Raw genomic sequence first — 12,386 nt, forward strand, 5'->3', positions numbered from 1 at the left:
GGCGTCGACTTCGGCGCGTGCCCCGCCGCGCAGCAGCTCCCGGGCACCGTCCGGTGCGGCACCGTCCGGGTCCCGCTCGACTACGCCCGCCCGAACGGCCGGCAGATCGAGCTCACCGTCAGCCGCGCCCGCGCCACCGGCGAGGACCCGTCGGGCGGCAGGCGCACGGTGCGCCGGCAGGGAGCCCTGGTCCACAACCCGGGCGGCCCGGGCGCCACCGGCATGTACTTCCCGATGATGGGCGTGCTTCCCGAGTGGAAGCGCGTCGCGGCGGCCTACGACCTCGTCGGCTACGCCCCGCGCGGGGTGGGCCGTTCGGCCCCGCTGTCCTGCACGGACCCCGCCGCGTTCCACAAGGGCCCCACTCCGGCGCCGGTCCACCCCTCGGCGGCGTACAAGCGCGAGCGGGCCGGGCGGGCCAAGGCGTACGCGCGCGGCTGCGCCGAACGGGCCGGGGACTCCCTGCGGCACTACAACTCGCTCAACAACGCCCGTGACCTGGACGTCCTGCGCGCCGCGCTCGGCGAGAACCGGCTGACGTTCCTGGGGGCGTCGTACGGCACCTACGTCGGCGCGCTGTACGCCACGATGTTCCCCTCGCACGTGCGGCGGATGGTGTTCGACTCGGCCGTGAACCCGGACCCGGAGCAGATCTGGTACCGCAACAACCTCGACCAGTCGGCCGCGTTCGAGGACCGCTGGGCGGACTTCCGGGCCTGGGTCGCCCGGCACCACCACGTGTACGGGCTGGGCGACACCGCGCGCGAGGTGCAGGCCGCGTACGACAGGGCCCGGGCGCGGCTGACGAGGACGCCGGCGGGCGGGAAGGTCGGACCGGAACAACTGCAGGCGGCCCTGCTGAGGGCCGGGTACTACGACGACCACTGGCCGCAGAGCGCGCGGGCACTGTCGGCGTATCTGAAGGGCGACCCCGCGCCGCTGGTCGAGCAGGCACGGGAACACCCGGAGGCGGCGGCGGAGGCCGAGAACGCACGGGCGGTGTACCTCGCCGTGGAGTGCAACGACGCGCCCTGGCCGACGGACTGGGCGGTGTGGGACCGCGACAACACCCGGCTCGCGCGCCGGGCGCCGTTCGAGACCTGGAGCAATGTGTGGACGAATCTGCCCTGCGCCTACTGGAAGGCCCCCCGGCAGCGGCCGCTTGACGTGCGCGCGGGCCGCGGTGAGCTGCCGCCGACGCTGGTCCTGGCGGCGGAGCGGGACGCGGCCACCCCGTACGACGGCGCCCTTGAGCTGCACCGGCGGCTGGCCGGTTCGACGCTGGTGACCGAGCGGGACGCAGGCAGCCACGGCGTCGCGGGCGGGCCCAACGCCTGCGTGAACGGGCATCTGGAGGCGTATCTGCTCGAGGGCCGCGTTCCGGGGCGGCGCGCCTCGTGCGCGCCGCACCCGGAACCGGGGCCGGGGCCGCGGACGCGGCCGGTGGAGCGGCAGGCCGGGTAGACGGCGCCCGGCGGGCGGGGAAGGACCCGCCCGCCGGGCGGGTCCCGTCGCTCAGGCCAGGCCCGCCACCAGGTCCGCGACGTCCTTGCGGCGGCCCGTGTAGAACGGGACCTCCTCGCGGACGTGCATCCGGGCCTCCGAGCCGCGCAGGTGGCGCATGAGGTCGACGATGCGGTCGAGCTCGTCGGCCTCGAAGGCGAGGATCCACTCGTAGTCGCCGAGGGAGAACGACGCGACCGTGTTGGCGCGCACGTCGGGGTAGCCGCGGGCCATCTTGCCGTGGTCGGCGAGCATGCGCCGGCGGTCCTCGTCGGGCAGCAGGTACCAGTCGTAGGAGCGCACGAAGGGGTAGACGCTCACGTAGTTGCGGGGCGTCTCGTCGGCGAGGAACGCCGGGATGTGCGAGCGGTTGAACTCGGCGGGGCGGTGCAGCGCCATGTTCGACCAGACCGGCTCCAGGGCGCGGCCCAGCTTGGTGCGGCGGAAGAGGTTGTACGCCTCCTGGAGCTGGTCCGCGGTCTCGGCGTGCCACCAGATCATGAGGTCGGCGTCCGCGCGCAGACCCGAGACGTCGTAGGTGCCGCGGATCGTGACGTCCTTGGCGGCGAGCTGGTCGAACAGCTCCTGGACCTCCTCGGCGTACCCGGCGCGGTCCTCGGGCAGGACGTCCTTCAGCTTGAAGACCGACCAGAGGGTGTAGCGGATGACCTCGTTGAGGTCCTTGGCCAGCTTGCCCTTGTTCGGGATCCGGTCGGGGGCGGGGGTGGTGGCGTCGTCACTCATGTCCCTTATTCTCCTGCTCCTCCGTGGAGGCTCTGCACCGGGTGGGCGGTGAGCTCCTGCACACCGTGCAGGTCACCGTTGATCTGGTCGGCGGCGGCGTACGCGCTCGCGATGCACGCGGGGATGCCGACGCCGTCGTAGGCCGCGCCGCACACGGCGAGCCCGGGGAGGCCCGCGAGGTGCTCGCGGACGCGGGTCACGCGCGCGTGGTGGCCGACGGGGTACTGGGGCAGGCCGTCCTGCCAGCGGGTGACGCGCGTCGCGACCGGCGCGGCGGTCAGGCCGGTGGCCGCCTTCAGGTCGTGCCGGGAGACCTCCACGAGGTCGGCGTCGTCGCGGCGGAGGATCTCCGTCTCCCCCTGGCGTCCCACGGAGGTGCGCAGGACGACCAGGTCCGGGTTCTCCTCGGCGATCCATCCCCATTTGCGGGAGGCGAAGGTGGACGCCTTGATGGTGTGCCCGTCGACCGGCGGCACGAGGAATCCACTGCCCTCGGGCAGATCGGTCTCCGCGCGGCGGTAGGCGAGGGTGATCAGCGCCATGGAGGCGTACTCCACCGCGGCGAGTTCGGCGGCCGCTCCGGGGGCGTGAGCGCGCAGCAGGCCGGCGGCGGCCGGGGCGGGTACGGCGAGGACGACCCCGTCGGCGCGCAGCATCCGGTCGCCGGCGACGATCCGCCAGCCGTCATCGGGCTCGCGGCGCAGCTCCGTCACCGGCGCACCGGTCAGGATCTCGGCTCCGCGCGCCCGCACCGACTCCGCGACGGCGACGGGGAGGGTGCCCACTCCCCCGGCGATGCCCATGAACACCGGGCCGGTCTGCCGGGCGGCGGCGGCCCGCGCCTGGATCGCGCGGACGCCCTCGGTCAGGGAGGTGTGGGTGCGGGCGGCCTCGAAGAGCTGCGGGACCGCCGCGCGCATGGAGATGCGGTAGGCGTCGCCCGCGTACACCCCGCCCAGCAGGGGCTCCACGAGGCGGTCGACGACCTCGCGGCCGAGGCGCGCGGCCACGTACGCGCCGATCGCCACGTCGTCGCCGATCTCGGTGCGGGGCAGGTCGGCGTCGCGCTCGATCCGGGCGATCCCCTCGTCGGACAGCACACCCGCGAGGGCGGCGGCGGTGCCGGGGACGCCCATGACGTGGCCCTTGGGCATGGGGCGCAGGGCGCCGCGGGTCCACAGCGCGGCCGCGGCGGTGGCCGGCGGCTGAAGCCGGTCGGCGAGGCCCACGTCGCGGGCGAGGCCGAGCGCCTCGGGCCGGCGGGCCAGCAGAGACTCCGCGCCGAGGTCGACGCGGGCGCCGGCGATCTCTCCCGGCAGCAGCTTGCCGCCGACCCGGTCAGAGGCCTCCAGCACGGTGACCCGCGCCCCGCTCTCCAGCAGCCGGTGCGCGGCCGCCAGCCCGGCGATGCCGGCTCCGACGACGACGACGCGGCGTCCGCCGCCCGCATGTGATCCGCTCATGGTTCCACCCTCTCAAACGTCACCGCCGCTCCCGCCAGGGCCATGTGGCCCTGCCGAGTCCCTACCGTGACCGCATCGGGACCGCCGGACCCCAACGTCCGGTGCCCCTGCGGCGTCGAAGGATCGTCAGTCGTCACGACACCGGGGGAGCCCCACATGCGCACACGACGATCCGTACGACCCGCCCACGCCCTGGCCGGGGTCCTGCTGGCGGCGGCGCTCGCCACCGGCGGGTGCAGCGCCGCGGGCGGCGGCTCCGCCGGTTCCGGGGCCGCCGACAAGGCCGCCGCGCCCGCGCGGGAGGCGGCGGGCTCAGACGCGAAGCAGGGCGCTCCGGGCGGCTCGGCGGCGGACGGTCCGGCACGGACCACGCCGCCGAAGGTCACCGCGAACCACATCATCCGCACCGCCTCGCTGACCGTGCGGGTCAAGGACGTGTCCGAGGCGCTGGACGAGGCCCGCGCGACGACCGAGAACGCCGGCGGTTACGTCGGCGCCGAGACCACCCGCCGGGACGCGGAGGGCCACGAGCACACCCGCGTGGTGCTGCGCGTGCCCGTCGGCAGGTACGCCGACGTCCTCGCCGACCTGGAGGGGGCCGGCAAGCTCGTCGAACGCCGTGCGAAGGCGGAGGACGTCACCGACCAGGTGGTCGACGTGGAGAGCCGCATCGCGTCGCAGCGGGCCAGCGTGGCCCGGGTCCGCGAGCTGATGGACCGGGCGTCCAGGCTCAGCGACGTGGTCACCCTGGAGGGGGAACTGAGCACCCGTCAGGCGGAACTGGAGTCCCTGCTCGCCCGGCAGGAATCCCTGAAGGACCGCACGAGCCTGGCGACGATCACCCTCTCCCTGTCGGGGGCGCCGGCGGAGAAGGCGGCGCGGGACGACGATCCGGGCTTCGTGGACGCGCTCACGGGCGGCTGGGACGCGTTCTGGACGGTGCTGCGCTGGCTGGCGCTCGCGATCGGCGCGGTCCTGCCGTTCGCCGCGGTGGCGGCCCTGCTGGCGCTGCTGTGGCTGAAGGCCGTACGCCCCCTGCTGGCGCGGCGCCCGCGGGCGGTGCACCCGGGGCCCCCGGCCGGCGAGCCGGGAACCCCGAGGGACTGAACGGCCCGGGAACCCCGTGCGGTGCGTGCCCCGTAGCGTGGCCCCATGGACATGAGCGACGCGCGCGGTGCGAGGGAACGTCTGGTGGTGGTCGGCGGTGACGCCGCGGGGATGTCCGCGGCGTCGGCGGCCCGCCGGCTGAGGGGCCCGGACGAGCTGGAGATCGTGGCCCTGGAGCGCGGCCACTTCACCTCCTACTCGGCGTGCGGCATCCCCTACTGGGTGGGCGGCGACGTCACCGACCGGGACCGGCTGATCGCGCGCACCCCCGAGGAGCACCGCGCGCGGGACATCGACCTGCGGCTGCGTACGGAGGTCACGGAACTCGACCCCGCCCGGGGACGGGTGCGCGCGCGTGACCTGGCGTCGGGCACCGAGTCCTGGACGTCGTACGACCACCTGGTGATCGCGACCGGTGCGCGGCCCGTCCGCCCGGAGCTGCCCGGCATGGACGCCCCCGGGGTGCACGGCGTGCAGACCCTGGACGACGGGCAGGCGCTGCTGGACACGCTGGCCGCCACGCGCGGCCGTCGCGCGGTGGTGGTCGGCGCGGGGTACATCGGCGTGGAGATGGCCGAGGCGATGATCAAGCGCGGCTACGAGGTGACGGTCGTCAACCGCGGCAGGGAGCCCATGGCGACCCTCGACCCCGACATGGGCCGTCTGGTGCACCGGGCCATGGAGGGCATGGGCATCACCATGGTGAACGACGCCGAGGTGACCGGGCTGCTCACGGGCGACGACGGCAGGGTGCGGGCGGTCGTCACGGAGCAGGCCGAGTACCCGGCCGATGTCGTCGTCCTCGGGATCGGCGTGCGGCCCGAGACGACCCTCGCGCGGGCCGCCGGACTCCCCCTCGGGGAGCACGGCGGGCTGCTCACCGACCGGTCGATGCGGGTGCGCGGGCACGAGAACGTCTGGGCCGGCGGCGACTGCGTGGAGGTGCTGGACCTGGTCTCGGGGCAGCAGCGGCACGTCCCGCTCGGCACCCACGCCAACAAGCACGGCCAGATCATCGGCGCCAACGTCGGCGGGGGTTACGCCACCTTCCCGGGCGTGGTCGGTACGGCGGTCAGCAAGGTGTGCGACCTGGAGATCGCCCGCACGGGCCTGCGGGAGAAGGACGCCCGCCGCGTGGGTCTGCGGTTCGAGTCGGTCACCGTCGAGTCGACCAGCCGCGCGGGCTACTACCCGAACGCCGCACCCATGACGGTGAAGATGCTCGCCGAACTCCGCACCGGCCGTCTCCTCGGCGTCCAGATCGTCGGCCGCGAGGGCGCGGGCAAGCGGGTCGACATCGCGGCGGTCGCCCTCACGGCCGGTATGACGGTGGAGCAGATGACGGCCCTGGACCTGGGGTACGCGCCGCCGTTCTCCCCGGTCTGGGACCCGGTACTGGTGGCGGCACGCAAGGCGACGGCGAAGGTCGGGGCAGCCGTGTGAGGGGGCCGCGCGGCGCCACCGGAAGGGGCGCGAACTGCGCGCCGAGCCACCACGGACCGGCACCCCGCAGCGCGCCCGGCCCCCGGAGGGGCCCTGGCCGGCCCTCTCAGCGCGTCCCGTTGATCCTCTCGATGGCCTGCCGCGCCTGTTCCGCCGGGGGGCGTGACGGCAGCGAGGACACCGAGGCGCTCGACGGCACGGGCGGCGGCTGCTCCCCCGCCGGCCGCGCGTGCGCGGCGGCCTTCGCGGACCGCAGCCGGTGGCTCACCGCCTCGTCCAGCGTCACCGGCCGCTGCGTCTGGGAAGCGAGCCGCCCCGCCTCCTGGCCGAGCCGCGCGACGTCCTCCCAGGGCAGACGCACCACGAGCGTGAGCTCGGCCTCGCCGTCGGGCAGCGCGTGCATCGCGGGAGTCACTCGGTCGTTCATCGCCAGTTTCCTCACGTCGGCCCCGCGGCGCCTTCCCCGCGCCGCGGGCGGTTGACGAGTCATACGGGCCCCCGGGCGGCGGTGTTCAGCGGTCCCGCGGATTCGCCGGCCACCGCCCGGGCACATGGGGGGTGTGGTCATCCCGGTCCATGACGTGAACCCCGCGCGGCGCACCCCGTGGGTGACGTACGCGCTCCTCGCCGCCAACGTCGTCGTCTTCGTGGTCCTCACCCCGGGCGTCGTCGGTTCGCTGACCGGCGGGAGCAGCCTGGCGGAGCTGTGCCGGCTCGAGGCGTTCCTGGACCGCTACGCGGTGGTGCCGCGGGAGCTGATCCATCACCGTCTGCCGGGTCTCGTGCCCACGGGAGCCACCGGCGTGGGCCCGCAGGGCCCGGGGTGCGTGGTGGGTCCGCCCGGGTACGAGAAGTCCCCGGAGCTGAGCGTCCTCACGGCGATGTTCCTGCACGGCGGCTGGCTGCACCTGCTGGGCAACATGCTGTTCCTGTGGATCTTCGGCAACAACGTCGAGGACCGCATGGGGCACGTCCGCTTCCTGCTGTTCTACCTCGTCTGCGGCTACGCGGCCTCGTACGGCTTCGCCCTGCTCGACGCCGGCTCGGGCGAGCCGCTGATCGGTGCCTCCGGGGCCGTCGCCGGGGTGCTGGGCGCCTATCTGGTGCTGTATCCGAGGGCGCGGGTCTGGGTGCTGGTGCCGTTCCTGATCTTCCTGCCGCTGCGGCTGCCCGCCTGGATCGTGCTGGGCCTGTGGTTCGTGCTCCAGGCGTTCTACTCGGCCGGCCAGGGCGTGTCCGAGGCCGGCACCGTCGCCTACGCGGCCCACGTGGCCGGATTCGCGGTCGGCATGCTCCTCGCCTGGCCGCTCAAGGCCGGCACTCCCCCACCGCCGGAGCCACGCGGCGTCCTCCTCGGCCGGCGGGCCCGGTAAGGGCAGGAATCCGGCCCGCGCCGCGGGGGACGGCCCGCGCACCGGCCGCGCACGAGGCCCGCGTGTCCGTCCCCGACGTCTCCCACCGGCTCGGCCCGGCGCCCTCGCCCCGCTCACCGCGCGTCCCACCGCACGCCGCAGGCGGCCGGGGCGGCCGGGGCCCGGGTCGGGCGCGTACGGCGGTGGGTCAGCGCGCGGTCTGGGTGTGCACGTACTCCACGAGACGGGTCAGGGCGTCCGGGTCGGTGGACGGCATGACGCCGTGGCCGAGGTTGAAGATGTGGCCCTCCAGGCCGGCCGCCGTGTCCAGGACCTCCCGCGCCTTCGTCTCGACGGCCTCGCGGCCGGCGAACAGGACGGTCGGGTCGAGGTTGCCCTGGAGCGCCTTGCCGGGACCGACGCGGCGGGCGGCCTCGTCCATCGGGACGCGCCAGTCGACGCCGACGACGTCGGCTCCGGCCTCTCCCATGAGCCCAAGGAGCTCACCGGTGCCGACGCCGAAGTGGATGCGCGGGACGCCGTGCCCCGCGACCTTGCGGAACACCTTCGCCGAGGCGGGGAGCACCGAGCGCCGGTAGTCGGACGGGGCGAGGGCGCCGGCCCAGGAGTCGAAGAGCTGGACGGCCGCGGCGCCGGCCCGGATCTGGACCTCGAGGAACGCGGCCGTGATGTCGGCGAGGCGGTCGAGCAGGTCGGCCCAGAGCCCGGGGTCGCCGTACATCATCGCCTTGGCGTTCTCGTACGTGCGCGACGGGCCGCCCTCGACGAGGTAGCTGGCGAGGGTGAACGGGGCGCCCGCGAAGCCGATCAGCGGGGTGGAGCCGAGTTCACGGGTCAGCATCCCGATGGCCTCGGTGACGTAGGAGACGTCCTCGGGGGTGAGGTCGCGCAGCCGGGCCAGGTCGGCGCGGGTGCGGACCGGCTGCTCGACGACCGGGCCGACGCCGGGCTTGATGTCGAGGTCGATGCCGATGGCCTTGAGGGGGACGACGATGTCGCTGAAGTAGATCGCCGCGTCGACGTGGTGGCGGCGCACGGGCTGGAGCGTGATCTCGGTGACCAGCTCGGGCCGCATGCAGGAGTCGAGCATCCCGATGCCCTCGCGCACCTTGCGGTACTCCGGCAGTGAGCGCCCCGCCTGCCGCATGAACCACACCGGCGTGTGCGGCACCGGCTCGCGCCGGCACGCCTTGAGGAAGGCCGAATCCTCGACCGCGTCGCTCTTGACGGTGTCGGAGGTCGTGGTCGGCGTCTGGCCCGTCGGGCTTGCGTTGGCACTCACACCGGCCAGTCTCGCACGGCCGGGCAGCCGCCCCGGACCTCAGGTCACCGGTATACGCGGCGCGCGTGGGACACGATCAGGACACCCCCGGCCGGCGCGGGTGTCCCTCCCTGCGCCGGGACGCCGTTCCGCTTAATCTTCCCCGCATGGCTGCGGCTCAGGGACGACTGTCGGACGGCGCTGGCGGAATGGACGAACCGAACGAGACCGGAGGGGACCTCGGGCACGGGGGTGCGCCACCGCGGCCCTTCCGGGCCGCCGTCGACGCGCTGCGCGGCGCGCGTCTGCGGCCCCAGATCGAGGTGGATCCCGTACCCGCGCCGAAGCGCCTCGCTCCCTACGCGTACGCGCTGGAGGCGGCGGTCGTGGACGACGAGGAGGATCTGGCCGACGGCCGGCTGGTGCTGCTGCACGATCCGGCCGGGCACGACGCCTGGCGGGGCACCTTCCGCCTGGTGACGCTGGTGCGCGCGGAGCTGGAGCCGGAGATGGCGGCGGATCCGCTGCTGCCGGACGTGTGCTGGTCCTGGCTGACCGGCGCGCTCGCGGCGCGGGGCCTGGCGTACGGCGAGCCGAGCGGCACGGTGACGCGGGCGAGTTCCCACTACTTCGGCGGACTCTCGGCGCGGCCCGCGGCCTCGCAGATCGAGATCCGGGCCTCCTGGACGCCCCGGGAGGGGCCGGCCGGGGTGCCGGACGCGGGCGCCCACCTGATCGCGTGGTGCGATCTGCTGGCGCAGGTCGCGGGGCTGCCGCCGGCCGCTCCCGGGGACGCGTCGGTGGTGACGCTCCCGCAGCGGAGGGGACCGCAGTCGCGCTGAGTTTCCCGCCACGGGCCCCCGGCAATCATTCCTGCCCATCTCTTTGTCGATACGGCCACTTTCGGAAACGTTGTGACGCAGACCGAAACCGTTCGATCTTCGAATGATCGATCGCGCGTCCGAATTGCCCAGATTGTTACTCACTAGATCGTGATCATTTCCTAAAGGACACCAGGTTTGCTGCCGAAGACGTCTGTGACCTTGAAAGCACGGTTCCCCCCGGCTTCACCCCCCGCGAGCCGGCCCCGTCCCGCACCCCAGGAGGCCTGGTGTCCGTTCTCCTCGAGCAGCCCTCAAGCCTGGTCGCCTACCGCCCGAACAAGCCGACCGCCATGGTGGTCGTGGCCGACCCCCGCGTCCGTTCCACCGTCACCCGCCATCTGTGGGCGCTCGGAGTACGCGATGTCATCGAGGCCTCGTCCGTCGCGGAGGCTCGTCCCCGCATCGGCAACCCCCGCGACATCTGCGTCGCCGAAGTCCACCTGCCGGACGGTTCCGGCCTGACCCTCCTCTCCGAGACCCGCGCCGCGGGCTGGCCCAACGGCCTCGCCCTGTCCGCCGCCGACGACATCGGTGCCGTGCGCAACGCGCTGGCCGGCGGTGTGAAGGGGTACGTCGTCACCGGCACCCGCACCAACCTCGGGCTCCCCACCCGGCCCGGCGCCGCTCCCATCGGCGCCGCCGCCGCCCGTCTGCACCGCCGCCCCCCGGGTGCTCCGAGCCACCCGGGCGGCTACCGCGAACTGTCCGGCCGTGAGGTCGAGGTGCTGCGACTGGTTGCGGAGGGCCAGTCGAACAAGGCGATCGGCGTCTCCATGGGCCTGTCCGCCCTGACCGTCAAGAGCCACCTCGCCCGCATCGCCCGCAAGCTCGGCACGGGCGACCGCGCCGGCATGGTGGCCGTGGCCCTGCGCACCGGCATCATCCACTGACCCTTCCGCCGTCCCGACGACCGTTCCGCCCGCGCCCGTCGACACCGCTGTCGGCGGGCGCCCTCGCGCGTGCGGCCGTCCGGGGATCCGCCGAGGCCTGTTTTCGCTGGTCGGCCCTGCTCTGGCGCGTAGGGGCAGGTCAGGCGCCGGCCCGTACGGATACTCTTGACAGGTGACCGACGCCCACGACACCGCAGCAGACACTTCACTGCGAACCACCGGAGGCGCCCCTCCGGACGACGGCGGTTCTGCTGGGGAGGCGCCGACCCCCTTGCTCGAACCGCGCGAGGGCATTCCGCCCGTCATCGCGGACGAGGCCGCGCTCGCCGAGGCGATCACCGCCTTCGCCGCCGGCACCGGCCCCGTCGCCGTGGACGCCGAACGCGCCTCCGGCTACCGCTACGGCCAGCGCGCCTACCTCGTCCAGCTGCGCCGCGAGGGCGCGGGCACCGCACTGATCGACCCCGTCGCCTGCCCCGACCTGTCGGGTCTGGGCGCGGCGCTGTCCGGTGCCGAGTGGGTGCTGCACGCCGCCACGCAGGACCTGCCCTGTCTGCGCGAGATAGGCATGGTGCCCACCCTCCTCTTCGACACCGAGCTGGCCGGACGCCTGGCCGGATTCCCCCGGGTCGGGCTCGGCGCGATGGTCGAGAACGTGCTGGGCTTCGTACTGGAGAAGGGCCACTCCGCCGTCGACTGGTCCACCCGCCCGCTGCCCGAGCCCTGGCTGCGCTACGCCGCCCTCGACGTGGAGCTGCTGGTCGACCTGCGGGACTGTCTGGAGAAGGAGCTCGACCGGCAGGGCAAGCTCGACTGGGCCCGGCAGGAGTTCGACGCGATCGCCTCGGCGCCGCCGCCGGAGCCCCGCAAGGACCCCTGGCGGCGCACCTCCGGCATGCACAAGGTCCGCCGCCGCCGGCAGATGGCCGTCGTGCGGGAGCTGTGGCAGACCCGCGACCGGATCGCCCGGCGCCGTGACGTCTCCCCGGGCAAGGTGCTCTCCGACGCGGCCATCGTCGAGGCCGCTCTCGCCCTGCCGGCCGACGCGCACGCCCTGGCCGCGCTGAACGGCTTCGGCCAGCGTGTGGGACGGCGCCAGCTCGAGCAGTGGCAGGCGGCCGTCGACCGGGCGAGGGCGCTGAGCGAGGCACAGCTGCCCCAGCCCGGCCAGCCGGTGACCGGCCCCCCGCCGCCACGGGCGTGGGCGGACAAGGACCCGGAGGCCGCGGCGCGGCTGTCCGCCGCGCGGACGGGCGTGAGCGCGCTGGCCGAGCGACTGGGGATGCCGGCCGAGAACCTGATCACGCCGGACACGGTGCGGAGGGTGTGCTGGGAACCTCCGGCGGTGGTCAGCGGGGAGTCCGTGGCGGCCGCGCTGGCGGGCCACGGGGCTCGTACGTGGCAGATCGAGCAGGTCACCCCCGTGCTCGTCGCCGCGTTGTCCGGCTAGCCTCCGCTCGCTTCGTCGCCCCCTGATGAAGCCGTCGCAGATGAAGCGCCGGAGGAAGGGGAAGACGAGCTGGGTGGGCGGGACGACCGGTACGGCGCCCGCCGAGATGACCTCCCCCGTGCGCTCCGAAGGGACCCTCGAACCGGAACAGGGACGTCGAGATCACGCCAAGATCCTCGGAGGGCATGCAGAGGAAGGGTCTTCCCGTCCCGCCCCGGGGGCTGCGCGCCCCAGCCCCCGATCCAGCCCCTCCGGCGTTCGAGGAGCG

At 74.4% G+C, this 12,386-nt stretch carries 11 protein-coding genes and 1 pseudogene; 7 read left to right on the forward strand and 5 right to left on the reverse strand.

Annotated elements, in window-relative coordinates; translation table 11 throughout:
* Positions 1-1,464 (forward strand): alpha/beta hydrolase (locus BU52_RS30585; RefSeq protein ID WP_037940667.1); only part of this gene is annotated, 1,464 nt, incomplete at its 5' end.
* A 51-nt stretch (positions 1,465-1,515) separates the two neighbouring features.
* Here the strand turns inward: BU52_RS30585 and hemQ are convergent.
* Together hemQ and hemG are read right to left on the reverse strand one after the other, a co-directional pair.
* A complete protein-coding gene (gene hemQ / locus BU52_RS30590) occupies positions 1,516-2,247 on the reverse strand; it encodes a hydrogen peroxide-dependent heme synthase (protein ID WP_037940668.1) in 732 nt (243 codons plus the stop codon).
* A gap of 5 nt (positions 2,248-2,252) precedes the next feature.
* Positions 2,253-3,710: a protoporphyrinogen oxidase gene (gene hemG / locus BU52_RS30595; protein ID WP_037940669.1), complete on the reverse strand. Its 1,458-nt coding sequence runs from the start codon at positions 3,708-3,710 to the stop codon at positions 2,253-2,255.
* Positions 3,711-3,866: 156 nt separating this feature from the next.
* Between hemG and BU52_RS30600 the strand changes: the two genes are divergently transcribed.
* Together BU52_RS30600 and BU52_RS30605 are read left to right on the forward strand one after the other, a co-directional pair.
* On the forward strand, positions 3,867-4,817 hold the full coding sequence (locus BU52_RS30600; protein ID WP_037940671.1) for a DUF4349 domain-containing protein: 951 nt from the start codon (positions 3,867-3,869) through the stop codon (positions 4,815-4,817).
* A gap of 45 nt (positions 4,818-4,862) precedes the next feature.
* The gene (locus BU52_RS30605; RefSeq protein WP_037940673.1) at positions 4,863-6,260 is read left to right on the forward strand and encodes an FAD-dependent oxidoreductase; all 1,398 of its coding nucleotides are present in this window, start codon (positions 4,863-4,865) and stop codon (positions 6,258-6,260) included.
* A 106-nt stretch (positions 6,261-6,366) separates the two neighbouring features.
* Here the strand turns inward: BU52_RS30605 and BU52_RS30610 are convergent, their stop codons facing one another.
* A complete protein-coding gene (locus tag BU52_RS30610; RefSeq protein ID WP_037940675.1) occupies positions 6,367-6,687 on the reverse strand; it encodes a hypothetical protein in 321 nt (106 codons plus the stop codon).
* A 133-nt stretch (positions 6,688-6,820) separates the two neighbouring features.
* Between BU52_RS30610 and BU52_RS30615 the strand changes: the two genes are divergently transcribed.
* Positions 6,821-7,633, forward strand: a complete 813-nt coding sequence (locus BU52_RS30615) for a rhomboid family intramembrane serine protease (RefSeq protein ID WP_037940710.1) — start codon at positions 6,821-6,823, stop codon at positions 7,631-7,633.
* A gap of 187 nt (positions 7,634-7,820) precedes the next feature.
* Here the strand turns inward: BU52_RS30615 and hemE are convergent, their stop codons facing one another.
* Positions 7,821-8,915 (reverse strand): uroporphyrinogen decarboxylase, encoded by a 1,095-nt coding sequence (hemE, locus tag BU52_RS30620; protein WP_037940677.1) that lies wholly within the window; start codon positions 8,913-8,915, stop codon positions 7,821-7,823.
* 146 nt (positions 8,916-9,061) lie between these two features.
* Here hemE and BU52_RS30625 point away from each other — a divergent pair, with 146 nt between their 5' ends.
* The 3 genes from BU52_RS30625 to BU52_RS30635 all read left to right on the forward strand — a co-directional run bounded on the left by BU52_RS30625 (position 9,062) and on the right by BU52_RS30635 (position 12,118).
* Positions 9,062-9,736 (forward strand): DUF3000 domain-containing protein, encoded by a 675-nt coding sequence (locus BU52_RS30625; RefSeq protein WP_078903532.1) that lies wholly within the window; start codon positions 9,062-9,064, stop codon positions 9,734-9,736.
* Between the two features lie 269 nt (positions 9,737-10,005).
* Positions 10,006-10,668: a helix-turn-helix transcriptional regulator gene (locus BU52_RS30630; protein ID WP_006130493.1), complete on the forward strand. Its 663-nt coding sequence runs from the start codon at positions 10,006-10,008 to the stop codon at positions 10,666-10,668.
* Between the two features lie 172 nt (positions 10,669-10,840).
* The gene (locus BU52_RS30635; protein ID WP_078903533.1) at positions 10,841-12,118 is read left to right on the forward strand and encodes a ribonuclease D; all 1,278 of its coding nucleotides are present in this window, start codon (positions 10,841-10,843) and stop codon (positions 12,116-12,118) included.
* Between the two features lie 18 nt (positions 12,119-12,136).
* On the opposite strand, the pseudogene BU52_RS36665 reads toward BU52_RS30635, so the two are convergent.
* Positions 12,137-12,317 (reverse strand): annotated as a pseudogene (locus tag BU52_RS36665) (carbohydrate ABC transporter permease); the annotation flags it as partial.
* Between the last annotated feature and the right edge of the window lie 69 nt (positions 12,318-12,386).

The organism is Streptomyces toyocaensis, from assembly GCF_000725125.1.
GTDB classification, from domain to species: domain Bacteria; phylum Actinomycetota; class Actinomycetes; order Streptomycetales; family Streptomycetaceae; genus Streptomyces; species Streptomyces toyocaensis.

Coding starts and splice junctions, on each gene's coding strand:
- hemQ (WP_037940668.1), bottom strand. CDS start 2,247: ATGAGTGACGACGCCACCACCCCCGCCCCCGACCGGATCCCGAACAAG.
- hemG (WP_037940669.1), bottom strand. CDS start 3,710: ATGAGCGGATCACATGCGGGCGGCGGACGCCGCGTCGTCGTCGTCGGA.
- BU52_RS30600 (WP_037940671.1), top strand. CDS start 3,867: ATGCGCACACGACGATCCGTACGACCCGCCCACGCCCTGGCCGGGGTC.
- BU52_RS30605 (WP_037940673.1), top strand. CDS start 4,863: ATGGACATGAGCGACGCGCGCGGTGCGAGGGAACGTCTGGTGGTGGTC.
- BU52_RS30610 (WP_037940675.1), bottom strand. CDS start 6,687: ATGAACGACCGAGTGACTCCCGCGATGCACGCGCTGCCCGACGGCGAG.
- BU52_RS30625 (WP_078903532.1), top strand. CDS start 9,062: ATGGCTGCGGCTCAGGGACGACTGTCGGACGGCGCTGGCGGAATGGAC.